The following is a 24,204-nucleotide window of genomic DNA, read 5'->3' on the forward strand; positions in this document are numbered from 1 at the left end:
TACATCAGGGCGGTGTGGCCCTTCGCCGCGAAAACCTGGGCAATGCCGCTGCCCATGGTACCAGCGCCAAAAATTGCTACCTTCATGTGTGTTCCTCCTGTTATTTCAATTTTGTGCTTCGATTTTCTGTGGAGCGTGCGGGATTTACCAAGTCCGCTCAGCCCGCGGAAAATCGCAGTAAACCCGCACTTTGCCAATTTACTGACAATGTTATTATAGGGACCCCGGCAGCAATTATCAAGTGGAAAATGCGGCTATTCCGGCCCCTTTTCCGCTTTTTTACATTTCCCACAAATAACTCGTTAAATTTTATGCAATTTTGTTAATCGCTTAACATAATCTCTATGTTCCCGCCACGAAAAACCATTTACACCGCCTATTTCCTGTGATACAATGGCGGAGCCGATACAACACCTAGTGGTCTGATATTTTACGTCCCAGGAGGATTTCCCTATGCGGATGCGGAAAAAAAAGAACCTGATTCCCCGGATAGAGCGGTGCGGAGACCGCCTGGTCCGAGACCCTTATGACCGGCGGGGCCGCTGGCGGGAGCTGATGCCCCAGGCCCGGGAGCTGCGGCTGGAACTGGGCTGCGGCAAGGGCCGCTTTACCGCCGGAACGGCCGCGGCGGAGCCCGACGTACTGTTCATCGCCGTGGAGCGGGTACCGGACGCCATGGTTGTGGCCATGGAGCGATGTGTGGCCGCGGGGCTCTCCAACGTCTATTTCATCGACGCCAACGCTGACCAGCTGCCCTTTTTCTTTGTCCCCGAAGAGGTGGACCGCATTTATATCAATTTCTGCGACCCCTGGCCCAGCGGCCGCCACGCCAAGCGCCGCCTGACCCACGGAAACTTTTTAAAGCTCTACCGTCAGGTGCTGAAAGAAAGTGGTCAGATCCACTTCAAAACCGATAACCAGGGCCTCTTTGAGTTCTCCGTGGAGGAGATCCCTCAGTTCGGCTTTACCCTGTCGGAGGTCACCCGGAATCTCCACGAACACGGCCCGGTGGGGGTCATGACAGACTACGAGGCCAAGTTCCATGAGCTGGGCCAGCCGATCAACCGGCTGGTGGGCACCATGGTCCCTTGGACAGAGGACTTTCCCACCGACATCCGGCGGGTCCGGGAGCGGTGGCTGGACACCTTCGCCGGGGGCGTCTCTGAGGCGGACCTGGGCAAACACGTGCTGGCGGACGGAAACTTCCTCTGGCACCTCTTCTCCTGGAAGCTGGTCCCCTGCCTGGCGGGAGACGCTGCCCGCCAAACTCTGGCGGAGGTCCCGGAGGAGGAATTCTACCTATTTTATAATGAATATCCTCCCCAGGGGGCGTCCCGGGTGCGGCCCATCTCCAAAGAAGAGGCTCTGTCCATGCACTCCCCGGGACCCCTGGCCGGGGCGGACTGGTATCTGGTGGACAGGGATTTCACCTGGACCTACGCTCACACCCACGAGGCCGAGTGCGGCCCCTACTTCTGCCGTCCGGAGGACTGACAATTTCAAATCACCGGAAGACGCCGCGCGACTAGCCGCGCGGCGTTTACATTTTCAAGAGCTGTTACACTTTTGGTTTTTTTGTTACCGTTTTGTGGTTGACATCTGTCTACCTCTCCGTTATAGTATGGGTAGACAGCCGTATACCAAGGGGGTTTATTTATGAAAATCAATCTCTCAGACAGCGAGTGGAAGCTGATGAACTGCCTGTGGAGCCGGTCGCCCCGCACCATCACGGAGCTGACGGCAGCGTTGAGGACGGACACCGGCTGGAGCAAGAACACCGTCATCACCATGCTCTCCCGGCTGGAGGCCAAGGGGGCCGTCCGCCACGAGGAGGGAGAGCGAGCCAAGCGGTACTTCCCGGTCATAGACCGGCGGGACGCCGCCCGGGCGGAGACCGAGAGCTTTTTGGGCAAGGTCTACGGCGGCAGCCTGGGCCTGATGATGAGCGCCATGGTGGAGAGCCGCCAGCTGACGGAATCAGACATCGCGGAGCTATCGGCAATTCTGGAAAAGGCGGGAGGCGAGACAACATGAAGGAGATTTTAATCACGTCCTCGGTGCTCATCGCGGCGCTGCTGCTTCTGCGGCGGGTGTTCCGGAAATCCATCTCCCGGCGGGCCCAGTACGCCCTGTGGGCCCTGGTGCTGGTACGGCTGCTGGTGCCTGTCAACCTGCCCGCCCTGGAGCACAACGTGCTGACGGCGGCTTCGCCGGTGACAGAGCGCGCGGAGGCGCTCTATATCGAGCCCAACAGCGCCTCTATCTATGGCCAAGACGGCGCGCAGGTCGTCGTACCGGAGATTCCCCAAGCGGCAGTGGGCCCTGCCACGCCGGACAACACCCTCACCTTTTCCACACAGGATGTCTTCAACACCCCGGTGGAGGCTGTCACAGTATACCAGCGGCAGATCGCCCTGGAGGATCTCTTCCGCCCCGTCTGGTACGGCGGCATGGCTCTAATGGCGGTCTGGTTCCTCCTCTCCAACCTCCTCTTCTGGCAGAAGCTGCGGAGGTGCCGGACGCCCTATCCCGTGGAAGGCTGCGCCCGCCGGGTGTATCTGGTGGAGGAGGGTCTTCCCTCTCCCTGCCTGTTCGGGCTGTTCCACTCCGCCGTCTACCTGACTCCCGCCTCCGTCTCCTCACCGGAATCCCTGCGCCACGTGCTGGCCCACGAGGAGACCCACGCCCGCCACCTGGACCCCCTGTGGTCCCTTCTGCGGGCGGTATGCCTCACGGTATACTGGTTCAACCCGCTGGTGTGGGCCGCCGCCATTGCCAGCCGCAACGACTGCGAGCTGGCCTGCGACGAGGGGGCCATCCGCGTTCTGGGTGAGGAGGAGCGCATCCCTTACGGCAGAACCCTCCTCTCTCTGATCCCCGTACAACGGGGGCCCGCCAACCCCCTGCTGTCCGCCACCACCATGACGGCGGGGAAAAAGCAGCTGAAGAACCGCGTCACCCGCATTGCCGAGAGCCGCCGCACCGTGGGCGTCGCCCTCTTTGCCGTCATCGCCCTGACGGCTGTGGTATGCGCCGCCACCTTCACCGGGGCGGCTACCAAGGCGCCGGAGGAACCCGGCGGCAGCAGTAATCCCCGGGCCGATGGCCCTCTCACAGGAGAGGAGATGCGGTATTTCAACGAGGACTTCTTCAATGGAGAAAACGGGTTCAACATCCGGCAGCAGTTCCTCACCTGCCTCTACGCATCGCCGGAGGACATCAACCTCTTCTCCCTCTTCTACAACGGCGTCGGTTTGCCGGATGTCACGGATGAGGCAGAGCGGCGGGCCGCGGCCGGGGGTGAGAACCCGGGGGTGGATCTGACCAAGTTCACGGCTGCGGACATGGACGCGGCGCTTCTGGAGCACACCGGCCTGACCCTGGCCGAAACAAACCAGGTGGATCTGGACGGCTTCCAATACCTGCCGGAGTACGACGCCTACTACTTCTTCCACGGCGACACCAACAGTGTCCCCATTCCCGACTTCTTCGTCGGGGAGCGGGAGGGCAGTACCATCCGCCTCTATTACGCGGACTTCCAATATGGCGGCTACGGAGCCTTCTGCCTGACGCTGGAAGAGCGGGAGGACGGCGGATACTGGTTCCGCTCCCACACTCTCTCGGCGATGCCCGCCATTCCCCCGGACTACCCGGCGGGAGATCCTTGGATGACCATCCCCCTGGACAGCCTGAAGCCCTATGAGCCCCAGGCGATGGAGGTAACGGTCCGCTCCGGCGATGTGGCGGAGACACTGGAGGTCTGGGACGTCTACGACCAGACCTTCCGGGTCTACCGCTCCACCGACGGGAACTGCTGCGCCGCCTTGGAGACAGGATCGGAGCTCAAGTGCTTCCTCACACTGCCGGAAAACATCCAAAGCGTGGCTGTGGAGGACTATTATGAGCTCCTGGGCCATTACGGCGTGGTCATCTCTTATAGGTTCCAAAAGGACGGCGAGTATTACACCACCTTCAACGACTACTACACCGTGGACAGCGGCGGCACACCGTATCTGCTGGCCCGGGCCTACGGCGACTCTGTCATCGAAACGGACCTGGATGGCGACGGAACATGGGAGCTGGTCTCCGCCGGCATCCACGACGCCCAAATCTTCTTCCAGCGGGACGGGCGGCTGTACGAGGCCAACATCCCCGCCCTGCTGGCGGAGCGCTGGACAGCCCCCGTCTCCCTCTATCCCGCTTACTGGAACAAATACGGCCGGTATCTCTACCTCAATGCCGAGGTCCCCTTCCCTGACGCCGCTCTGCCGGAGGAGTTCGGCGGCGGTCCGGCCACCGGCACCGCCGTGCGGCAGGTGTACTTTGATGGGGAGAACCTGCGGCTCTACCGGGAGGATGAGCGAACCACCACGGACCACGTGATGGAGGGCATCGAGGCCCCGGAGGATGTGCTGGAGGCCGCCAGGACTATGGTCCACGACAGCTACGAGTATGCCCGGATGCACACCGGCGTCACCGGCGGGGACGGAGAGATGCTGGGCACCCCGGCGGAGTACGACGACTGGCGGCTGGAGATCGTGGGCGGCCCCTGGTCCGAGACGCTGGGCGGACTGTCCTTTGAGATCTGGAACATCAACTACGAGTTCCACACCACCACGCCGGAGCGGATCATTCTGGCGGGGGGCAGCTACCTGACGGAGGACGCATGGCACTGCAACACCTACCCGGACTGCACCTACCTGTACTTCCTTCTGGCAGAGGACGGGTCCCGGCGCTATCTCTACTCCGCCATGGAGAACGACTGTTTCCCTGGCACGGAGATGTTCCGCACCGACATGGCGTACACCCTGGACGAGATGGGCCTGCTGTCCCTGACCGGCGTAGAGGGCGAGGTGCTGGCGGACATGATCCTGATGAACGAAGCCTCCTTCCTCAACCGCATGGCGGAGCGAGAGGACGGCGAGATTGTCATCGACCGTCTGCGGAACTATCTCATCTCCACCTACGGCAGTGCGCTGGACGGCCTCATTAAGATCAGCATCGCCTTTTCCGGCAGCAGCAGCGGCTGGAGCCACGAGGAGCTGTACCAGTATTACACCGGGAGATTTGACGAAATGTCCTCAGACTTTACCGAGGGCGGAGCGGCCCTGTGGGAGCGGCTGACGGATCAGGAGGCCGCCCCGGCGGCGGGGCCCCTCCGCCCCACCCTAGAAGACCTCCAGGCCATCGCCCCGGCGGAGGTGGCGGAGGCGGTCTTCCAGCTGGGTCAGGCCAATCTGGCCGAGTACCTGCGGGAGCCCGCCCTGTACGACGGGTGGCGGCTCTCCGATCCCTCCCAGCTCTCCCCTGAAAAGCGGCTGCAGGTCCACGGCCTGACTCTGGATGTCTACGACGTATGGTTGGAGCTGCACCCCTCCCTGCCGGAGCTGGTGCAGCTGGCAGGAGGCATGGAGTTCACGGAGGACGGCTGGGTCAAGAACCTGATGGCCGCCTCCCCCTATCTGCTGTTCCTGGTGGAGGATGGACACCACACCCTGCTGGAGAGCGACATTCCCTATGACCTCTCCACAGATTCCCCCGGCTTTCAGGCGGAGATCGCCTGGGCGCTGCTGGAAAATCAGTTGATCCGCCCCTCCCAGATCGATGCCGAGACGCTGCTCACCATGCTGAACCTGCAAAACACCCGGTTCCTGAACCTTTTGGGAACCTACTCAGAGGCGGAGCAGGCGGCGGTCCTCACGGCCCTGGACGCCTTTCACAACCAGGGCCCACAGGAACAGCAGCTGGCCCTGCGGGACGCCGTCCAGACCATCGCCTGGTCCCGGCGGGATTTAGATGAACACGGATCCGCCCTCTTCACAAAGCTCCTGGACCACACCGGCATCCACGCCTCCGGCCTGGGAGAATCTCACTCCGACCTTACCAGCGCCATCTACGCATCCCTGCGCTACTGGCGGCAGAACGCCTCCGCCCACAAATACGACCACCACAGCGTGGCCTACTACCTGCTGGACACCCAGCGGGGCGGCAGCAGCTGTACCGCCTACCTCCTGGTGTCCTGGGGGGACTACGAGCTAACGGAGGACGGCTATGAGCTGGTCACCGGCGGCAGCTGCAACGCCATGGCCGTCTCTTTCAACTATGTCAACGACCGCTACCAGGCGACGGAGATCTGGCAGCCCCTCGGCGGCGGTCTGTACGAGCCGGAGATCCGGGCCTGTTTCCCTAAGGACGCGGCGGACATTGTCTTCTCCCAGGGAAGCGAAAAATATAAGGCTATCACGGAGGCGCTGGATTCCTATCTGGAGATGGATGTGGAGGCCTGGTACAAGTTTTACCAGCGGAGTCAGGCGGGCCGATAGGCGGCGGCGCAGGAAGGGGCTTCCCTTTTCCCTCCGTTTCGGGTATACTGTATCCACTGAAACCCCATAACAGGAGGAATTTACCAATGAGACAGCTCTTTCTTCTGGCTGCCGTCATCTGCTTCGGCATGGCCATCATCAAGTTCTTCACCGCCCGGTCCGCTCCCAACGCCCCCGCCCCCCGGCAGGTGAGCAAAAAATATCTCACCCTGACGGCGGAGGAGGCCAAAGCCCGGCTGGATGAGGACGACAGCATAATCCTGCTGGACGTGCGCACCCAGGAGGAGTTTGACGAGGGCCACATCCCCGGGGCCGTGTGCCTGCCCAGCGAGGACATCTCCGCTGATCTCCCCCTCCCTTTTGAAAAGGATGCGGAGATTTTCGTCTACTGCCGTTCCGGCCGCCGCAGCGCCGAGGCCGCCGGGAAGCTGGCGGATATGGGCTACGCCAACGTGGCGGACTTCGGCGGCATCATTGACTGGCCCTACGAGACCACCACGGACTGATGCACAAAAACCGGGAGACATGGTTTTCCATGCCTCCCGGTTTTAATCACAGCTTCCCCTGCTCCCGCAGCAATTCCTCCAGCAGCTCCACCGACGTGACAATCATGATGTCGCAGTGGGCGGTAAGGCCCAGCCGCCGGGCGGCCTGCGTTCTCTCCGAAAGCCCGGGCCGGGCTTTCAGCAGGTCTCCGCAGCGGGTATGTTCAAAGACGTCAAAAAAACGCCGGCGGAAATCTTTGGCCAGAGCGTAGACCTTCCGCTTGGCTTCCAGATCTCCCTCCTCGGTGTAGGGGAACACGATGCCCAGCACCATCAGCGCTCCGCTGACAGCCCCGCAGGCCTCCTCATGGCTGCCGCCGAAGCCGCCGCCAAAGCTCCCCGCGGCGGCAAACATCTGCTCCGGCGTCCAGCCCGTCATATCCGCGCAGGCCGCCGCCACGGCCTGTGCGCAGTTGTACCCCTTCCTGTGATATTCGTATGCCAAGGCGCAGCGATCCATAAATTCCATCCTCTCATAAAGCCTGTAACCGGAGAATACAGGTTTTGATTTTTTGACAGACCGTATAGGAGATTCTCTCCCCGGATGCAAGCACACCGCCTCCGGCTGTGCATCCAGGTCCGCTCAAAAAGTCCGGCAGAGCCAAAACGGCTCCGCCGGACTTCCATGTACGCTCTTACTGGGATATCTCCTCCCAATCGCTGGTTTCGGTCTGTATGTCCTTCCCGGTCCGCACGGCAGATGTCTCCTTGATCATGGTGGTGCGGCCATTGAGCCGGCCGCCGTCCTCAATGACAAAGGAAACAGTGGTCACATCCCCCACCACAGCGCCTGTCTTCTCCAGCCGCAGATGGTCGTGGGCGATGATATTCCCCTCCACACTCCCGGCAATCCGGATGACATCCGCCTCAATGGGGCCCTTGATGACGCCGGTATCGGACACAATCACGTAACCCTTCAGGCTGACCTCTCCCTCTACTCTGCCTTCGATCTGGACCACCCCATCACCCCGCAGGGTACCGGTCACAGTCAGATCCTTGGCAATCACCGTATTGGTGTGAGGTTCCGGAAGCTGGGGCATCTCCTCCTGCTCCTCCGGAGCATACTGATATTCCGTCTGATCAGCTACCTTTGTCTGTCCTCCAAACAATCCCATATCCTTCGGCCTCCTTTTGTTCATAGGGGTTTGACTGCCTCAAGTATACCACAAAAAACAAATCCTTCAAGGCTTTTTCGTCGAACAGACGCAAAACTTTTACGGCCGCCATTCTTTTTCAAGAGATTTTGGTAAATTCTCTTGACAACGCAGGTCCCTCTATGTATAATACATTTGTTAAAGCCATAATATATGATATGTATGGCCCTTAAAGTATCCTGGAAAAAGCCGGATACCTCGGAGGGAGGGAAAATATAGATGTCTGAGATCCATGTGAAGGAAAACGAATCCATCGACAGCGCACTGAAGCGGTTCAAGCGCAGCTGCGCCAAGGCCGGCGTTCTGGCTGAGGTTCGGAAAAGAGAGCACTACGAGAGTCCCAGTGTAAAGCGGCGCAAAAAGTCTGAGGCCGCCCGCAAAAACAAAAAGCGCTACTATTGATCTCTGTCTCAAAAAAGAGGCCGCGCCCATGGCGCGGCCTCTTTTTTGAAACCACGGCACAGCGGAACCCCTCTTTTATCTCCCGCCCTGGGGAAAGAGTTTTCCCGCGATGTCCCTCACCTCCGGCCACATGAGAAAAGCCGCCGCGAAGCCCATGGCGTTTCCAGTGCGCAGCTTCTGAGCCAGGGTGTCCGCATCGTCAAAAAGGACGAAATGGGTCTCCCCCTCCCGGCCGTATGTAAAATACCGGGCACAGAGGTCCCTGGAGAAAAAAACCGAAGGACGCTCCTGCTCCGTCAGGCGGCGGAAGGCCTCCTCTGTCAGGGGCTCCCCCTCCCCGGAGCGGGCCGGCAGACGAAAATCCATCCGCAGCCGCTCCACATCCAGTGCCAGCCGGGACGCGCCCCCCTGGGCCGCGGCGGCCTCCTGAAGGCGCTGGGAGAAGTTTCCCCCGGAAATAGCGGTGCACAGCAATGGGATGCCCACTGGTGTGGCCCGGGCATAGCTCTCCGGCAGGTACAGCGCCCGCCGCCCGGCGGACAGGGCCTGCCCCAGCCGCTCTACAAAGGCCAGCCGATCCCGGCGGGGCCGCTCCTCAAAGTCCAGCAGGACGCCGCCGTAACCCCGCCTCCCGCACTCCCGCAGCACCGCCGCACACAATGCCTGGGGGTCCTCAATCAAGGGCGCCTCCCGGTCGCTGACGGACAACAGCCCACCCCGGGTCTGAAGCAGCAGGTTCTGCCGCAGCATGGTGGAATCCGGTCCGATGCGGTAGGCCACGTGGGCAAAGGCACGGCCATACTTCCCCGCCTCCCGCAATTCCTCCGGCGTAACGGCCAGATAGGTCTGCAATGTGATCTCCCCCTTGTGTGGATGGGTTTTAACTGGTATACTATGTAAATATACTATGCGAGTAAGGAGGAGCCTATGCCGTTTTCCCTGATTCCCCACCAAGTCTTTGACCGCTACGGGGATATTACTGTCGAATATCTGCGGGAGCAAAATATCACCCTGCTCCTCAGCGACCTGGACTTCACCTTGGCAGCCAAGTCCACCCGCCGGCCTGACCAGGCCCTGCGGGACTGGATTGCCGCTCTGGCGAATTCGGGCATCGGATTTATGATCGTGTCCAATAACCGCTCCGGCACACGGGTGACGGAGTTCTGCGCCGATCTGGGCGTTCCCTATCAGGGCCATGCCGGAAAACCCTCCACCAGGGGCCTGGAGGCCGCCATGGACCGGGCCGGGACAGACCGGGCCCATACAGCCATGCTGGGGGACAAGCTGCTGACAGATATGCTGGCCGCAAACCGGGCCGGGGTCCTGGCGCTGATGGTGGAACCGGTGGGCGGAGCTGTAACGCCTTGGCAGAAGGTTCTGCACGGGCTGCAGGCTCCCTTCAAGGCGGTGAGCCGAAAGAGAAGCGGATAAAAGTTTCGCCAGTCTCATGTATCTCAAACAGGGTGTTGCAGTAGTTGCGGCGAAGTGTCAAACAAAGTCTTCCCAATCAATGCCGGTTGAAACGTCCCAAAATTTTTCACTTCATTCCAGCCGATCAGCTGAAAAATACTTGCAATACGGGACAAGATACGATAGAATAGGGATGATCAAATTACCAGATCATAGAAAAGACAGAGAAAATGTCCTCCCACAGGTCGTTTTCTCGTAGATTTGTGAGGAGGGTATTACTATGCCTACGATTACTGCTGGCGATTTCCGGAAAGGTCTGATCTTCGAGATGGACGGCAAACCCATGCTTGTGGTGGACTTCCAGCACGTCAAGCCTGGCAAGGGTGCCGCTTTTGTGCGCACCAAGTACAAAAATGTCATCACTGGCGCCATCCGTGAGGAGTCCTTCAACCCCACCGCCAAGTTCGAGCAGGCCAGTGTAGAGCGCAAGGACGCCGAGTACAGCTATAACGACGGCGACCTGTACTACTTTATGGACCCCGAGACCTACGACATGTCCCCCCTGAATCGCGACGTGCTGGGCGAGGCCTTCAAGTTCATGAAGGAGAACACCGTCTGCAAGCTGGTGAGCTATAAGGGCAACGTGTTTACCGTAGAAGTCCCCAACTTTATGGACCTTGAGGTCACCGAGACCGAGCCCGGCGTGAAGGGCGACACCGCCACCAACGTCACCAAAAAAGCCGTGCTGGAGACCGGCGCCGTGATCCAGGTGCCCCTGTTCATCAACGAGGGCGAGAAGATCCAGGTTGACACCCGGACGGGTGAGTATCTGGGGCGCTGCAAGGAGTAAAATGAAGGGGGGGACTGACGTCCCCCCTTTTTCCCACAAGAGGGATTCCTTGTGATACCATTTAATTATATTGTCACCTAACCGCCTTATAAACGAAAGGAGCTGCTGTTATGGAAATCACTGAGAAGGTCGCTTACCTGAAGGGATTGGCCGAGGGCATGGAGCTGGATACCGACAAGAAGGTCGGCAAGCTGCTGGCCGCCATCATCGACACGCTGGACGACATCGCCTTGGAGCTGGAGGACATCAAGGACGAGCAGTCAGAGCTTGCCGACGGGCTGGACGCCGTCAGCGACGACCTGGAGGACGTGGAAAACGTGGTCTTCGACGAGTGGGACGATGAGGACGAGGAGGACAGCGAATACTACTACGACGACTTGGATGAGGACGAGGAGTGCTACGCCACCACCTGCCCCACCTGCGAGGAGACCATCTACTTCGACGAGTCTGTCCTGGAGGACGGCGAAGTCCTCTGCCCCAACTGCGGTGAGCGTCTGGAGTTCGACCTGGAGAACCTGGACGAGGATGAGGACAGCGAGGAGTAATCCCATGCCAAATATCGACCCGCCCGGCGCCTATGCGCCGGGCGGGTTTTCTGCTTTGTCTCAGGACTGCTGCCGCAGGCTGCACAGCCCTGCGCCGATGGCCGTAGCGAAGGTGGCGTTCTCCGGCACAATATAGTGGAAGCCATATAGCTTCTCAAACAGCTGGAAGTTGGGCTCCACCTGGGAGAGGGTGGTCATGGAGCCGGTGAGAATCACCGTGTCCGCTCCACAGGCCTGACAGGCCAGCACCGTCATGGTACCGATGGCCTGCAGCACCAGATTCACCACGCCGGCAGCCAGGTCAGCGGGAGCGGCGTCCTCCGCCAGATTGCCGAAATTGGCGGCGGTCATATCCGGGTCCAGGGTGGCGGCGGCGTTTTTGGAAATGTCCCGGATCGTCAGGTCCACGTGGCCCAGGTCCCCCTGCTCCGCCAGACGCTTGATCTGACCGAACCGCTCCATATCCACCAGCTTGCGGCAAAGGCCCCCCAGGGTGCCGCCGCCGATGCCGCTGCCGCACAGGTGCCGCACCGTGCCGTCCCGCTCCGCCCAGAGAAATGCGGTGCCGGTGCCCATGGTCACCACCACGCCCCGCTCCTGTTCCGACAGGGACAGCGCCCCCGCGCAGCTGGCAGAGAACTCGTCCACCCGGCAGGTGGGCAGACCGTAAATGTCCCCCTCCACATAGGAGGTGCCCACACCGGTGAGGACCACCCGCTCCACGTCGGTGAGGGCCAGATTATTGGTGGTCAGGTAGTTGCCCAGCGCTCCGAACAAACTGGTCACCTGATCTTCCGCCCTGACCCGCAGCATGGAAATCATGCCGCCGTCCGGCCGAAGCCCCACAATCTTTGTGGTGGAGCCGCCGATATCGATTCCCAGGATCACGCTCATGTCCATCGTCCCCTTCCCTGCCGGCGGCCCCAATCTCCGCCGGCTCCGTCTTTGGAATATCCCCATCATAAAAGAGCGGCCCCCACTTGTCAATGAAAACCCGCTGGTATTTTAACAAAACCAGACTTTGTTTGATAAATGGCACAATGCTCAGAGTAAGAAATTTTTTGCCAGTCAAGGCGATTTGACGCCGCCACACTCTGTGTACGGCAAAGCAAAATCCATGCGGAGCGGCAGAAACAGGTCCGTCGCTTGGGCGTTTTGACATTTTCAAACAGGGCCCAGGAAAATAACGATTGCTTTTCCCCATCAACCGCCTTATAATACATCTAACTTTGGCCGGCGGCAAGTGTCCGCCGGAAACCGGCGGCCCCGGCGGGCGCTGTGTGTGGAGGCATTTATGAAAACGGAAGAAAAACTGAACATGACCATGCTCTGTGACTTCTACGAGCTGACCATGGGCAACGGCTATTTCGAAGTGGGCTTTCAGGACCGCATCACCTATTTCGATGTCTTTTTCCGGGATGTTCCGGACAAGGGCGGTTTTGCCATCTGCGCGGGTCTGGAACAGCTGATCGACTATATCAAAAATCTGCACTTTGAGGAGGCGGACATCCAGTACCTCCGGCAGCGGAAGCTGTTCTCCGAGGAATTCCTGGAGTTTCTGCGTCACTTCCGTTTCACCGGCGACATCTGGGCTGTGCCGGAGGGGACGCCCATCTTTCCCAGAGAGCCCATTCTGACGGTCCGGGCCCCCGCCATCCAAGCCCAGCTTATCGAGACCTTCGTCCTGCTGACACTGAACCACCAGAGCCTCATCGCCACCAAAGCCAACCGCATTGTCCGGGCTGCCCAGGGGCGCACGGTGCTGGAGTTTGGCTCCCGCCGGGCCCAAGGCACCGACGCTGCCATCACCGGCGCCAGGGCGGCCTACATCGGCGGCTGCAAGGGCACGGCCTGCACCATCTCCGACCAGCTGTACGGCGTCCCCGCCGGCGGCACCATGGCCCACGCATGGGTCCAGATGTTCGACAGCCAGTACGAGGCCTTCAAGGCATACTGCGAGATCTACCCCACCAACGCCACCCTGCTGGTGGACACCTATAACACCCTGAAATCCGGTGTGCCGGACGCTATCCGGGCCTTTAACGAGGTCCTGCGGCCCAGGGGGATTACCAAGTGCGGCATCCGCCTGGACTCCGGCGACATTGCCTACCTCACCCGGGAGGCCCGGAAGATGCTGGACGCCGCCGGCTGGACGGAGTGCCAGATTTCCGCCTCCAACTCCCTGGACGAATATATCATTCAAGACCTAATCCGCCAGGGAGCGGAGATCGGTCTTTTCGGCGTGGGCGAACGGATGATCACCGCCCGCAGTGAGCCGGTGTTCGGCGGTGTCTATAAGCTGTCCGCCGTAGAGGACAGCCGGGGGAACATCATCCCCAAGATCAAGGTCAGCGAAAACGTGGACAAGATTACCAACCCCCACTTCAAAAAGGTCTACCGCATCTTCGATAACGCCACCGGCAAGGCGGAGGCGGACTACATCACTGTCTGGGACGAGACGGTGGACGCATCCCAGCCCCTGGAGCTGTTCGACCCCCAGGCCACCTGGAAGCGTAAGACCTATACCGGCTTCACCGCTAAGCCCCTGCTGCGCCCTATCTTCCAGGGCGGAGCGCTGGTCTATAACTGCCCCTCCCTGCCGGAGGTCCAGAGGTACTGCCTGGAGCAGGTGGACACCCTATGGGACGAGGTCAAACGCTTTGAGAATCCCCATACCTACTACGTGGACCTGAGCCAGAAGCTGTGGGACATCAAGCAACACCTCCTGCGCGACAAGCGCTGAACAGGGCCGCCGCCTCCCGGACAGCCCCGCCCTTCCGGCGGGGCTGTCCGGCTTTCAAGGATTGTTTACAGAAAAACGGTTGCGCGGCCGCCTGTTTTTTTGTATAATAAGAAAATAGTACGAAAAGCTGAGAGAGACCGAGAGGAGGCGGAGACCATGCACAAAAATCTGCCCAGAACCACAGAGCGGACGGAGCGGCGCATCTCCGCCGCCACCAGCATCGCCATGTGCGCCCTGACGGTGATCGCCCAGATCGCCACCACCCTGTTTCTGACCCACTTTCTGCTGGAGAAGGCCACCTACGTCTACTCCATGCTGGAGCTGGCCGGCGCCATCCTGGCCATTCGGGTATACCAGCGCCCCGGCAGCCCCACCTACAAGCTCTCCTGGATGTGCCTGCTGTTGGCCCTGCCGGTGTCCGGCATGCTCCTCTTCTGCCTGTGGGGCGGTACCCACCAGGCAAAGAGCCTGAGCCTGCGGCAGGTCTCCCCCATCCCCCTGCGGGACGGCCAGCGCCTGGCCAGCGAGAAGAATCTGGCCCAGCTGCGCCGCCAGTCCCCGGCCTGGGGCCGTCTGGCCGCCTATCTCCAGAAGCGGGGTTTTATCCTCTACCGGGATACCTGCGCCAAGTATTTTGGAGACGGCGCGGCTTTCTTTGAGGACCTGATTACCCACCTGAGCCGGGCGGAGACGTATATCTTCCTGGAATATTACATTCTGGCGGAGGGCCAGCTGTGGGACCGGATCTTCTCCGTCCTGCGGGAACGGGCCGCCGCCGGTGTGGAGGTCTATATCATCTTCGACGACTTCGGCAACCTCACCCGCCTGTCTGACGAAACACTGCAGGCCATCCAGAACGCCGGCATTGAGGTGGAGGTGTTCAACCCCGTCCACCGTTACGTCAACCGCATCTACTTCAACTATCGGGACCACCGGAAAATAGCCGTGGTGGATGGGCAATACGCCTGGACCGGCGGCATCAACCTGGCGGATGAGTACGCGGGCCTCATCATCCGTTTCGGCCACTGGAAGGACAGCGGTGTCCGCATTGAGGGCGAGGGCGCATGGGGCTTTGCCACTCAGTTCATCCAGATGTGGCAGATGATAGGCCGCTCCCTGCCCAACGAGGACGACTACTACCGCTCCCGCCACGAGATGCCCGCGGCCTCCGGCTTCTGCCAGCCCTTTACGGACGGGCCTCTCAATAATCCGGACAACCCCATCGAGGAGACCTACCTCCAGCTGATCTCCTCTGCCCAGCGGATGCTGTATATCACCACTCCCTACTACGCCGTGGAAGAGTCCATGCAGAAGGCCCTGTGCATCGCTGCCGACGCGGGTGTGGACGTGCGGCTGCTGATCCCCGGCATCCCGGACCACCACAAGTTCACCTATATGGTGGCGGAAACCTACTGGGGTGAACTTCTGAGCCACGGTGTAAAGATCTACAAATACACCCCTGGTTTCCTCCACGCCAAAAGTGTTCTGGCGGACCGGGAGGCGGCGCTGATTGGCAGCACCAATATGGACTACCGCACCTTCCAGCTGCACTATGAATGCGGCGTGCTGCTGTATCATATGCCGGTGGTGGAGGAACTGCTGGCAGATTTGGACGGCATCATGGAAAAGAGCGCTCTCTACACCATGGAGGACTGGAATCGGCGCGGTCTCTTCCGGAAGATGTTCTCCTCTTTGTTCCGGCTGGGAGCGATATGGCTGTAAGCCTTTGAGGGGGGAGCGGACTCTCCCCTCGAGACCCCCTGCCGCCAGTCTTGGACTGGTACGCGCCTCTCGGGGCGCACAGGTCGGGGTTTTTGTCACGTTTAGAAGGCGAATTGTCCCGAAGGGGCAAGAGAAGCCCCTCCAGAGGGCACCGCGGGAAAAATAATCAAAATTTTTCCCCGCCTCCGGTGGGGAACCCAGAGCCAAAGCCTCCGGCTCCTATTTTGCACGAAGCCTTTTCCGGTTAGGAGAGACTACTTATGTCCCGTGAATTGAATCCTCGGGAGATTGCTGAGCGCAGTCTCATTAAAACTTACCGAAAATCCCTCTGGAATCCCTTTATCGCCTCGGTGAAACGGTACGGGCTGGTCTCCCCCGGGGACCATATCGCTGTGTGCATCTCCGGCGGGAAGGACTCCATGGTGCTGGCAAAGCTGATTCAGGAACTGCAGAGGCACACGGCTCACCCCTTCTCCCTCACCTTTCTGGCCATGGACCCAGGGTACAACCCCGCCAACCGGCAGCTGCTGGAGGCCAACGCAGAGGCTCTGGGCGTTCCCCTCACTGTATTTGACAGCGACATCTTTGATGTGACTACCCAGGTGGAGAAAAACCCCTGCTACCTGTGCGCCCGGATGCGCCGGGGCTGCCTGTACGCCAAGGCCCGGGAACTGGGCTGCAATAAAATCGCCCTGGGGCATCACTTCTCCGATGTCATCGAAACCACCCTTCTGGGCCTTTTCTACGGCGCCCAGCTCCAGGCTATGCCTCCCAAGCTCCACAGCAAGAATTTCCCCGGTATGGAGCTGATCCGTCCCCTGTACTGCGTCCATGAAGACGCCATCGTGGCCTGGAAAAACTACAACCAGCTGCGCTTTCTCCAGTGCGCCTGCCGCTTTACGGAGGCCCGGGACGCCTCCGGCGACGGCATCGGCGAGAGCAAACGCCAGGAGATCAAGCTGCTTCTGCGGCAGCTGAAGCGGGAGAACCCCAACATTGAAAAGAGCATCTTCCGCGCCATCCACGGCGTTCAGCTGGACACCTTCCCCGGCTTCAAATACCGGGGTAAGGCCTATTTCCTTTCAGATGTTTATAATTCAGGCGCCGCCTTTCCCCAGAACGGCGCCGGACAGGAGTGATATACACATGGATTATTATCGCTGTGAAAATCCGGACTGCGGCTTTGTGGCGGAGTCTGAAGAGCCCGATGTCTGTCCCCGCTGCGGCGGAACGTTCTTCGTAGCCCTGAACGAGGAGGAGATGACCGCCGGGGACTGGGTCTCCATGGGCAACCGGGCCGTGGATGAGAAGCGGGAGACCGACGCCCTGGCCTGCTACCAGCGGGCAGCGGCCCTGGGAGACCCCCTGGGTCTGACAAACCTGGGCTGGTGCCTGGAGGCCGGCATCGGCGTGGAGGCAGACCCCAAGCAGGCGGTGCTGCTGTATGCCCAGGCCGCCTCCCAGGAGTACATGCCCGCCCTGACCAACCTGGGCTACTGCTATACATACGGCATCGGCGTGGAGACCGACGAGGCCAAGGCCCTGGAGTGCTTCCAGAAGGGCGCGGAGCAGGGCTTTCCCCGGGCCCAGTTCCTGCTGGGTGAGGCCTACCGCAGGGGCGCCGGCACGGAGGCGGATGACACCGAGGCCGCCAAGTGGTACCAGTCCGCCGCGTGGCTGGGATATCCGGCGGCACAGACAGAGCTGGGCCGCTGCTTTGAGTTCGGCACCGGCGTGGAGGAGGACCTGGAGCAGGCGGTGAAGTGGTACCGTGCCGCCGCCGAGCAGGGCAGCGCCCCGGGCCAATGCTGCCTGGGCTTTTGCTACGAGACCGGACGGGGCGTGGAGCAAAGCTGGGACGAAGCGGTAAACTGGTACCGCACCGCCGCAGGCCGCGGTTATCCTCGAGCCCAGTGCAATCTGGCCTGGTGCTACGAAAACGGCAAGGGCGTGGAGCGGGACTTTACCGAGGCCGCCCGCCTCTACCGGGCCGCGGCGGAACAGGGTTATCCCCGGGGGCTGGTGTGTTTGGGCTTCTGCTATGAGCGGGGCCAGGGTGTTCCCGCCAACAAGGCGGAGGCCGCCGCCTGGTACCGCAAGGCCGCTGAGGAGGGCGACGAGGACGGCGCCTGCTGCCTGGGCTACCTCTATGAGATCGGCGAGGGCGTAGAGCAGAGCTGGACTGAGGCCGTCAGCTGGTACCGCAAGGCGGCGGAACTGGGTCTGCCCCGGGGCCAGTGCAACCTGGCCTGGTGCTATGAGCACGGCAAAGGCGTGGAGAAATCCCAGGCAGACGCCTTTCGCTGGTACATGGCCGCCGCGAAGCAAAACTATCCCCGCGGACTCTTCAACGTGGCTCGGGACTACGACTACGGTCTGAGCCAGGAACAGGACCAGGCGGAGGCCTGCCGCTGGTATCAAAAGGCCGCTGACGCCGGATATGCTCCCGCCATGTGCGACCTGGGCGTGTGCTATGAACGGGGTGAGGGCGTAGAGCAGAGCTGGGAGAAGGCGGCGGAGCTGTACCGCAAAGCCGCCGATCTTGGCAACGCCCCAGGCCAGTGCAACCTGGGATACCTCTACGAGGTGGGCCGGGGCGTGGAGCAGAACTGGACCGAGGCCGTTCGCTGGTACAAGGCTGCCGCAGAACAGGGTTTTCCCCGGGCTCAGTGCAATCTGGCCTGGTGCTATGAAAACGGCAAGGGCGTGGAGGAAAACCTGGCCCGGGCCCTCAACTGGTACCGCAAGGCTGCGGAGCAGGGCGATCCCCGGGGAATGTTCTGCATGGGCTACTACTACAAGCGGGGCCGCGGCGTGGAACAGGATCTGAAGACCGCCGTAGAGTGGTACAAAAAAGCTGCGGAAGCCGGCCATCCTCAGGCCATGTGCAATCTGGGCGTCTGCTATGAAAATGGCGAGGGCGTGGACGAGGACCCTGCGGAGGCCGCCCGGCTGTACCGCATGGCCGCAGACAAGGGCGATGCTGCCGCCCAGTGCAATCTGGGCTTTTTGTATGAAGAGGGCCGCGGCGTGGAGCAGGACTGGATCCAGGCGGCGGCGTGGTACAAAAAGGCCGCTGTCTCCGAGTATCCCCGTGCCATGTGCAGCTTTGGCGTATGCTGTGAGTTCGGTCAGGGAGTGGAAAAGGACGTCAAGGCCGCCGCTGCGTGGTATCACAAAGCGGCGGAGCGGGGTGACCGGGCGGCTGCCTGCAACTTGGGTTATCTCTACGAGACCGGCGTGGGCGTAGTGCAGAGCTGGACTGAGGCCATCCGTTGGTATAAAACCGCCGCAGAGCAGAAGAGCCCCCGGGCCCAGCACAACCTGGCCTGGTGCTATGAAAACGGCAAGGGCGTGGCAAAGGATCTAGCAAAGGCCCTGGAGCTGTACCAAGCCGCCGCGGAGCAGGGATATCAAGAGGCGTCCGAGGCTCTGGAGCGCCTCAAGGACGTAAAGCCGGAGAAGAAGGAAAAGGGCGGCTTTTTGAAAGGATTCTTTGGCGGAGGCAGAGGCAAATAAATTTTTTTAAATTTGTCCAGAAAAGTTGAAAAAAGCTCTTGACAAAATACCACTTTTCGGTATAATAATATCTGTTCGCTGACGCGGACAGATACAGCGGGTTTGTGTAAAGGTAGCACAGCAGACTCTGACTCTGTATGTGAGGGTTCGAATCCTTCACCCGCTGCCAAAGAGAGACAGGTTATACCTGTCTCTCTTTTTATCGCTGATCGGCCAATCGTTTTTATAATCAGACAAAAGAGACTGGGCACCGTCAAAGGGCCCAGTCTCTTTATATCAGGCCTCAAATCTCTTCTTTATTTTGTAAAGAGTTCAGCTCTCCTTTGCAAGCGCACTCTTTCTCTTATGAGAATTTATATTTTTGCGAAAATTTTTCACCCCCGGAGATCGCAGATTCCTGCCGTTATAAATCGCAAAGTGGTACTACCTCTCTGGCGCATTGCCTGTATCTTCTTGCCTCTGCCGCCCCGATTTTGTCCAAAACCACAGTTTTAAAAGAACCGGACAAAATGAGGTTGCCAGCCCGGAAAATTTGCGTTAAAATCAGACGGAACGCGAACGAACGGAAGAGAAAGGCGGGATATAACTGATGAAGGCAACCTTGATTCTGGCCAACGGAAGCGTCTTCCGCGGGCAGAGCATCGGCGCCGCGGCGGACTGTGTGTGCGAGATGGTATTCAACACCTCCATGACGGGCTATCAGGAGATTTTGACCGACCCGTCCTATGCGGGACAGGGCATTGTGATGAGCTATCCCCTCATCGGCAATTACGGTGTCAACCACGAGGACAGCGAGTCCCAGCGCCCCTGGGCCTCGGCGTTGATTGTCCGGCATCTGGTCTCCCGGGGCAGCAATTTCCGCTGTGAGGGCGATCTGGATTCCTACTTAAAAGAATATGCCATTACCGGGATCGAGGGCGTGGACACCCGCGCACTGACCCGTATACTCCGCAGTGAGGGGACCATGAACGGCATGATCACCTGTGCGGAGCATTTTCATATGGGGGAATGTCTGGAGCGCATTCGAGCCTACCAGGTGGAGGGCACCGTGGAGCGGGTTACCCGCTCCAGACCTCAGGTATACCCCGCTGTCGACAAGCAGCGGCTGCGGGTTGCTCTGATGGATTACGGCGTCAAGCAGAACATGATCCGCTGTCTCCAAAACCGGGGCTGCCAGGTGACGGTCTACCCGGCTCACACCCCCGCCCAGACCATTCTGGAGGGCGGGTTTGACGGGGTCATGCTCTCCAACGGCCCTGGGGACCCGGCGGACAACACAGATATCATCAAAGAGGTCCGGGCGCTGTATGACAGTGACCTGCCGCTCTTTGCCGTGTGCCTGGGCCATCAGCTGCTGGCTCTGGCCACTGGGGCCAGCACCCGGAAGATGACCTTTGGCCACCGGGGCGGCAACCACCCTGTCCGGGATGTGGCCTCCGGCCGGGCCTATATCACCAGTCAAAACCACGGCTATGTGGTTGCACGAAGCAGTGTGGACCCAACAGTAGCGGTGATCTCCTACGTAAATGTCAACGAGGGCAGTGTGGAAGGCCTGCTGTATAAGCGGCCGGACTGCTTCACCGTCCAGTTCCACCCGGAGGCCGCTCCCGGCCCCCAGGATACAGAGTATCTATTTGACCGTTTCGTGGAGATGATGATCCATCCCACAATCCGGCGGAAAGGAGGTGCCCACTGATGCCCAAGAATCCATCCATTCAAAAAGTACTTGTGCTGGGCTCCGGCCCCATCGTCATCGGCCAGGCTGCGGAGTTTGACTACGCCGGCACCCAGGCCTGCCGCGCCCTGAGGGAAGAGGGCGTGGAGGTGGTGCTGGTGAACTCCAACCCCGCCACCATCATGACCGACAAGGACATCGCCGACCATGTGTACATCGAACCGCTGAACCTGGCATCGGTGGAACAGGTCATCGAGAAAGAGCGGCCCGACTCCATCCTCCCCACCCTGGGCGGCCAGACAGGGCTGAACCTGGCCATGAATCTCCACGAGCAGGGCATTCTGGACAAATACGGCGTGCGGCTGCTGGGCACCTCGCCGGAGTCCATCCGCAAGGCGGAGGACCGCCAGGGCTTCAAGGACGCCATGGAGTCCATCGGCCAGCCCTGTGTCACCAGCGATGTGGTGGAGAGCGTGGAGGCCGCGGTCAGCTTCGCCGCATCCATCGGCTATCCCGTCATTGTCCGCCCGGCCTATACGCTGGGCGGCACCGGCGGCGGCATCGCCTATGACGAGCCCTCCCTGCGGGAGATCGCCGGGAGGGGCATCCAGCTCAGCCGGGTAGGACAGGTGCTCATTGAGCGGTGCATCGCCGGCTGGAAGGAGATTGAATTCGAGGTCATGCGGGACTCCGCCGGCAACGTCATCCAGATCTGCTCCATGGAGAACATCGACCCTGTAGGTGTCCATACCGGTGACTCCATTGTGGTGGCCCCCACTCAGACCCTGGCCAACCGGGAGTACCAGATGCTCCGCACTGCCGCCCTGGACATCATCTCCGCTCTGGAGATTGAAGGCGGGTGCAACTGCCAGTTTGCCCTGAATCCCGACAGCTACGAGTACGCGGTCATCGAGGTCAACCCCCGGGTAAGCCGCTCCTCCGCCCTGGCCTCCAAGGCCACCGGCTACCCCATTGCCAAGGTGGCGGCTAAAATTGCTTTGGGCTACACGCTGGACGAGATCCCCAACGCTGTCACCGGCAAGACCACCGCCTGCTTCGAGCCCACGCTGGACTACTGTGTCCTGAAACTCCCCCGTCTGCCTTTTGACAAGTTCACCACCGCCAGCCGGACCCTGGGCACCCAGATGAAGGCCACCGGCGAGGTCATGGCCATCGGCAACTCCTTTGAGGGAGCGTTGATGAAGGCCATCCGCTCCCTGGAGCTGCCGGTGAAATCCCTGCGCCTCTCCGGTCTGGCCGACGTGTACACCGAGGATATTGAGGACCGCCTGGTGAATATCGACGACCAGCGGCTCTTCGTGGTGGCCGAGGCTCTGCGCCGGGGCTTCTCCCCGGAGAAGATCAACAAGATCACTAAATACGATCTCTGGTTCCTGGACCGCTTCAAAAACATTGTAGATATGGAGAACCACCTGGACCACGGCCGCCTGGATGAGGACACCCTCCGCGCCGCCAAGGAGATGGGCTTTTCCGACGCCTGGATTGCCGCCCTCTCCGGAAGGGAGCGCAGGGAAATCAAGGCTCTGCGGGAGTCCGTCGGCATCCGGCCCGCCTTCAAAATGGTGGACACCTGCGCCGCAGAATTTGAGGCCCAGACCCCCTACTACTACTCCACCTATGATGGGGAGAACGAGGCAGACCAGCCCCTGTGCCTGCCGGAAGTAGGCCGGGTGGCCCCGGGCATCCCCGCGGCCCCCTGGCTGGCCGCCTCCACCCAGGCCCCCCACCGCACCGGGGAGCCGCAGAAGCGGAGAAAGGTACTGGTGCTGGGCTCCGGCCCCATCCGCATCGGCCAGGGCATCGAATTCGACTACTGCTCCGTTCACTCTGTCTGGGCCCTAAAGCGTCTGGGCTGCGAGACCATTATCATCAACAACAATCCGGAAACCGTCTCCACTGACTTCGACGTGGCAGACAAGCTCTACTTCGAACCCCTCACCGCCGAGGATGTGGAAGCCGTGGTGGAACAGGAGCGCCCCTGGGGCGCGGTGGTACAGTTCGGCGGACAGACCGCCATCAAACTCACCCAGGCCCTTACGGACATGGGCGTCCCCATCCTGGGCACTCCCGCCGACGGTGTAGACGCCGCCGAGGATCGGGAGCGGTTTGACGAGATCCTCCAGCAGTGCGGCATTCCCCGGGCTCAGGGACAAACGGTCTACACCACAGAGGAGGCCCTGGCTGCTGCCCGCGAGGTGGGTTATCCCGTGTTGGTACGTCCTTCCTATGTACTGGGCGGCCAAGGCATGGAAATCGCCTACAACGACCGCAATATCACCGAGTTCATGCGCATCATCAACCAGGTGGAGCAGGAGCACCCCATTTTGGTGGATAAGTACCTCTGCGGCCGGGAAGTGGAGGTGGACGGCGTCTTCGACGGTGAGGATCTGTTAATCCCCGGGATCATGGAACACATTGAGCGGGCCGGCGTCCACTCCGGGGACTCCATCTCCGTCTATCCCCCCATGCACATCGAGGACAAACACAAGCGGACCATCCTCCGCTACACCCGGGATCTGGCCAAGGCCCTGGGGGTTGTCGGCCTGGTAAACATTCAGTTTATCATCTACAACGACGAGATCTATGTCATCGAGGTCAACCCCCGCTCTTCCCGCACCATCCCCTACATCTCCAAGGTCACCGGCGTACCCATCATTGACCTGGCCACCCGGGTAATGCTTGGCGAGAAGCTGCGGGATATGAACTATGGCACCGGAATCTACCGGGAAGCGGACTATTATGCCGTAAAAATGCCGGTATTTTCCTTTGAGAAGCTCACCGATGTGGATACCGGCCTGGGCCCTGAAATGAAGTCCACCGGCGAGTGTCTGGGTCTGGCAGAATCCTTTCCCCAGGCGCTGCTGAAGGCTTTCAAGGGCGCCGGTATGCGGGTGCCCAAGCGGGGCGGGCGAATCATTGTCACTGTCCGGGACGAGGACAAAGGCGAGATCGTGGATATCGCCAGAGGCTTTGCCGCAATGAATATCGAGATTCTGGCTACCCCCGGCACCTGTGACGCCCTGCGTTCTGCCGGTGTCCCTGCCCACAAGGTGGCCCGGGTCTCCGAGGCTCACCCCAACATTCTGGCCATGATCTCCTCCGGCTCCGTGGACCTGGTCATCGACACCCCCACCCGGGGCCGCCGCCACGACACCGACGGTTTCCGCATCCGCCGCTCGGCGGTGGAGCACTCCGTTCCCTGCGTCACAGCTCTTGACACCGCCCGCGCCATGCTCACTGTCCGTACCCAGAGCCGCAGCGCCGACCTGCGCCCCCTGGATATCACCAGGATCTG

General features: G+C 60.7%; 19 protein-coding genes and 1 tRNA gene. 15 read left to right on the forward strand and 5 right to left on the reverse strand.

Features of this window, described 5'->3' with window-relative positions; genetic code table 11:
• Window positions 1-86 (reverse strand): 3-hydroxyacyl-CoA dehydrogenase NAD-binding domain-containing protein (locus QZ326_RS03040; RefSeq protein WP_365328195.1); only part of this gene is annotated, 86 nt, incomplete at its 3' end.
• 367 nt (window positions 87-453) lie between these two features.
• Between QZ326_RS03040 and trmB the strand changes: the two genes are divergently transcribed.
• From trmB to QZ326_RS03060, 4 genes are all read left to right on the forward strand, one after another.
• Window positions 454-1,494, forward strand: a complete 1,041-nt coding sequence (trmB, locus tag QZ326_RS03045; RefSeq protein ID WP_295741049.1) for a tRNA (guanosine(46)-N7)-methyltransferase TrmB — start codon at window positions 454-456, stop codon at window positions 1,492-1,494.
• Window positions 1,495-1,656: 162 nt separating this feature from the next.
• Window positions 1,657-2,034: a BlaI/MecI/CopY family transcriptional regulator gene (locus QZ326_RS03050; protein ID WP_295741051.1), complete on the forward strand. Its 378-nt coding sequence runs from the start codon at window positions 1,657-1,659 to the stop codon at window positions 2,032-2,034.
• On the forward strand, window positions 2,031-6,323 hold the full coding sequence (locus tag QZ326_RS03055; RefSeq protein WP_295741053.1) for a M56 family metallopeptidase: 4,293 nt from the start codon (window positions 2,031-2,033) through the stop codon (window positions 6,321-6,323). The genes QZ326_RS03050 and QZ326_RS03055 overlap by 4 nt, the downstream gene beginning before the upstream one ends.
• 86 nt (window positions 6,324-6,409) lie before the next feature.
• Window positions 6,410-6,829 (forward strand): rhodanese-like domain-containing protein, encoded by a 420-nt coding sequence (locus QZ326_RS03060; protein ID WP_295741054.1) that lies wholly within the window; start codon window positions 6,410-6,412, stop codon window positions 6,827-6,829.
• Between the two features lie 46 nt (window positions 6,830-6,875).
• Here the strand turns inward: QZ326_RS03060 and QZ326_RS03065 are convergent, their stop codons facing one another.
• A complete protein-coding gene (locus QZ326_RS03065; protein ID WP_295741056.1) occupies window positions 6,876-7,328 on the reverse strand; it encodes a C-GCAxxG-C-C family protein in 453 nt (150 codons plus the stop codon).
• Window positions 7,329-7,503: 175 nt separating this feature from the next.
• Window positions 7,504-7,983 carry a polymer-forming cytoskeletal protein gene (locus QZ326_RS03070; RefSeq protein WP_295741058.1) on the reverse strand — a complete coding sequence of 160 codons (480 nt, stop codon included), beginning with the start codon at window positions 7,981-7,983 and terminating at the stop codon, window positions 7,504-7,506.
• 258 nt (window positions 7,984-8,241) lie between these two features.
• Here QZ326_RS03070 and rpsU point away from each other — a divergent pair, with 258 nt between their 5' ends.
• Complete coding sequence (rpsU, locus tag QZ326_RS03075) at window positions 8,242-8,424, forward strand: 30S ribosomal protein S21 (protein ID WP_016324321.1); 183 nt, start codon at window positions 8,242-8,244, stop codon at window positions 8,422-8,424.
• Between the two features lie 75 nt (window positions 8,425-8,499).
• Here the strand turns inward: rpsU and QZ326_RS03080 are convergent, their stop codons facing one another.
• Window positions 8,500-9,276, reverse strand: a complete 777-nt coding sequence (locus QZ326_RS03080; protein WP_295741060.1) for a hypothetical protein — start codon at window positions 9,274-9,276, stop codon at window positions 8,500-8,502.
• A 75-nt stretch (window positions 9,277-9,351) separates the two neighbouring features.
• Here QZ326_RS03080 and QZ326_RS03085 point away from each other — a divergent pair, with 75 nt between their 5' ends.
• The 3 genes from QZ326_RS03085 (at window position 9,352) to QZ326_RS03095 (ending at window position 11,229) form a co-directional block, all read left to right on the forward strand.
• The gene (locus tag QZ326_RS03085; RefSeq protein ID WP_295741061.1) at window positions 9,352-9,855 is read left to right on the forward strand and encodes a YqeG family HAD IIIA-type phosphatase; all 504 of its coding nucleotides are present in this window, start codon (window positions 9,352-9,354) and stop codon (window positions 9,853-9,855) included.
• Between the two features lie 259 nt (window positions 9,856-10,114).
• Window positions 10,115-10,684 (forward strand): elongation factor P, encoded by a 570-nt coding sequence (gene efp, locus QZ326_RS03090; RefSeq protein ID WP_295741063.1) that lies wholly within the window; start codon window positions 10,115-10,117, stop codon window positions 10,682-10,684.
• Between the two features lie 110 nt (window positions 10,685-10,794).
• Window positions 10,795-11,229, forward strand: a complete 435-nt coding sequence (locus QZ326_RS03095; RefSeq protein WP_295741065.1) for a CD1247 N-terminal domain-containing protein — start codon at window positions 10,795-10,797, stop codon at window positions 11,227-11,229.
• Window positions 11,230-11,289: 60 nt separating this feature from the next.
• On the opposite strand, the gene QZ326_RS03100 is transcribed toward QZ326_RS03095, so the two are convergent.
• Window positions 11,290-12,123 (reverse strand): BadF/BadG/BcrA/BcrD ATPase family protein, encoded by an 834-nt coding sequence (locus QZ326_RS03100; protein WP_295741066.1) that lies wholly within the window; start codon window positions 12,121-12,123, stop codon window positions 11,290-11,292.
• A 400-nt stretch (window positions 12,124-12,523) separates the two neighbouring features.
• On the opposite strand from QZ326_RS03100, the gene QZ326_RS03105 reads away from it, so the two are divergent.
• The 7 genes from QZ326_RS03105 to carB form a co-directional block, all read left to right on the forward strand.
• On the forward strand, window positions 12,524-13,972 hold the full coding sequence (locus tag QZ326_RS03105; protein ID WP_295741068.1) for a nicotinate phosphoribosyltransferase: 1,449 nt from the start codon (window positions 12,524-12,526) through the stop codon (window positions 13,970-13,972).
• 156 nt (window positions 13,973-14,128) lie between these two features.
• Window positions 14,129-15,694: a cardiolipin synthase gene (cls, locus tag QZ326_RS03110; protein ID WP_295741070.1), complete on the forward strand. Its 1,566-nt coding sequence runs from the start codon at window positions 14,129-14,131 to the stop codon at window positions 15,692-15,694.
• 260 nt (window positions 15,695-15,954) lie between these two features.
• Complete coding sequence (locus tag QZ326_RS03115) at window positions 15,955-16,833, forward strand: ATP-binding protein (protein WP_295741072.1); 879 nt, start codon at window positions 15,955-15,957, stop codon at window positions 16,831-16,833.
• Window positions 16,834-16,840: 7 nt separating this feature from the next.
• Window positions 16,841-19,213: an SEL1-like repeat protein gene (locus QZ326_RS03120; protein ID WP_295741074.1), complete on the forward strand. Its 2,373-nt coding sequence runs from the start codon at window positions 16,841-16,843 to the stop codon at window positions 19,211-19,213.
• Between the two features lie 95 nt (window positions 19,214-19,308).
• A tRNA-Gln gene (locus QZ326_RS03125) sits at window positions 19,309-19,382 on the forward strand.
• A gap of 420 nt (window positions 19,383-19,802) precedes the next feature.
• On the forward strand, window positions 19,803-20,909 hold the full coding sequence (locus QZ326_RS03130) for a carbamoyl phosphate synthase small subunit (RefSeq protein WP_295741076.1): 1,107 nt from the start codon (window positions 19,803-19,805) through the stop codon (window positions 20,907-20,909).
• On the forward strand, window positions 20,909-24,204 hold a 3,296-nt coding region (gene carB, locus QZ326_RS03135; RefSeq protein ID WP_295741078.1), incomplete at its 3' end, for a carbamoyl-phosphate synthase large subunit. The genes QZ326_RS03130 and carB, both read left to right, overlap by 1 nt.

It is taken from the genome of uncultured Oscillibacter sp., from assembly GCF_910587525.1.
Lineage (GTDB): Bacteria > Bacillota > Clostridia > Oscillospirales > Oscillospiraceae > Oscillibacter.

Coding starts and splice junctions, on each gene's coding strand:
- QZ326_RS03070 (WP_295741058.1), bottom strand. CDS start 7,983: ATGGGATTGTTTGGAGGACAGACAAAGGTAGCTGATCAGACGGAATAT.
- QZ326_RS03065 (WP_295741056.1), bottom strand. CDS start 7,328: ATGGATCGCTGCGCCTTGGCATACGAATATCACAGGAAGGGGTACAAC.
- trmB (WP_295741049.1), top strand. CDS start 454: ATGCGGATGCGGAAAAAAAAGAACCTGATTCCCCGGATAGAGCGGTGC.
- QZ326_RS03115 (WP_295741072.1), top strand. CDS start 15,955: ATGTCCCGTGAATTGAATCCTCGGGAGATTGCTGAGCGCAGTCTCATT.
- efp (WP_295741063.1), top strand. CDS start 10,115: ATGCCTACGATTACTGCTGGCGATTTCCGGAAAGGTCTGATCTTCGAG.
- QZ326_RS03050 (WP_295741051.1), top strand. CDS start 1,657: ATGAAAATCAATCTCTCAGACAGCGAGTGGAAGCTGATGAACTGCCTG.
- rpsU (WP_016324321.1), top strand. CDS start 8,242: ATGTCTGAGATCCATGTGAAGGAAAACGAATCCATCGACAGCGCACTG.
- QZ326_RS03095 (WP_295741065.1), top strand. CDS start 10,795: ATGGAAATCACTGAGAAGGTCGCTTACCTGAAGGGATTGGCCGAGGGC.
- QZ326_RS03085 (WP_295741061.1), top strand. CDS start 9,352: ATGCCGTTTTCCCTGATTCCCCACCAAGTCTTTGACCGCTACGGGGAT.
- QZ326_RS03130 (WP_295741076.1), top strand. CDS start 19,803: ATGAAGGCAACCTTGATTCTGGCCAACGGAAGCGTCTTCCGCGGGCAG.
- QZ326_RS03060 (WP_295741054.1), top strand. CDS start 6,410: ATGAGACAGCTCTTTCTTCTGGCTGCCGTCATCTGCTTCGGCATGGCC.
- QZ326_RS03055 (WP_295741053.1), top strand. CDS start 2,031: ATGAAGGAGATTTTAATCACGTCCTCGGTGCTCATCGCGGCGCTGCTG.
- QZ326_RS03120 (WP_295741074.1), top strand. CDS start 16,841: ATGGATTATTATCGCTGTGAAAATCCGGACTGCGGCTTTGTGGCGGAG.
- QZ326_RS03100 (WP_295741066.1), bottom strand. CDS start 12,123: ATGAGCGTGATCCTGGGAATCGATATCGGCGGCTCCACCACAAAGATT.
- QZ326_RS03105 (WP_295741068.1), top strand. CDS start 12,524: ATGAAAACGGAAGAAAAACTGAACATGACCATGCTCTGTGACTTCTAC.
- cls (WP_295741070.1), top strand. CDS start 14,129: ATGCACAAAAATCTGCCCAGAACCACAGAGCGGACGGAGCGGCGCATC.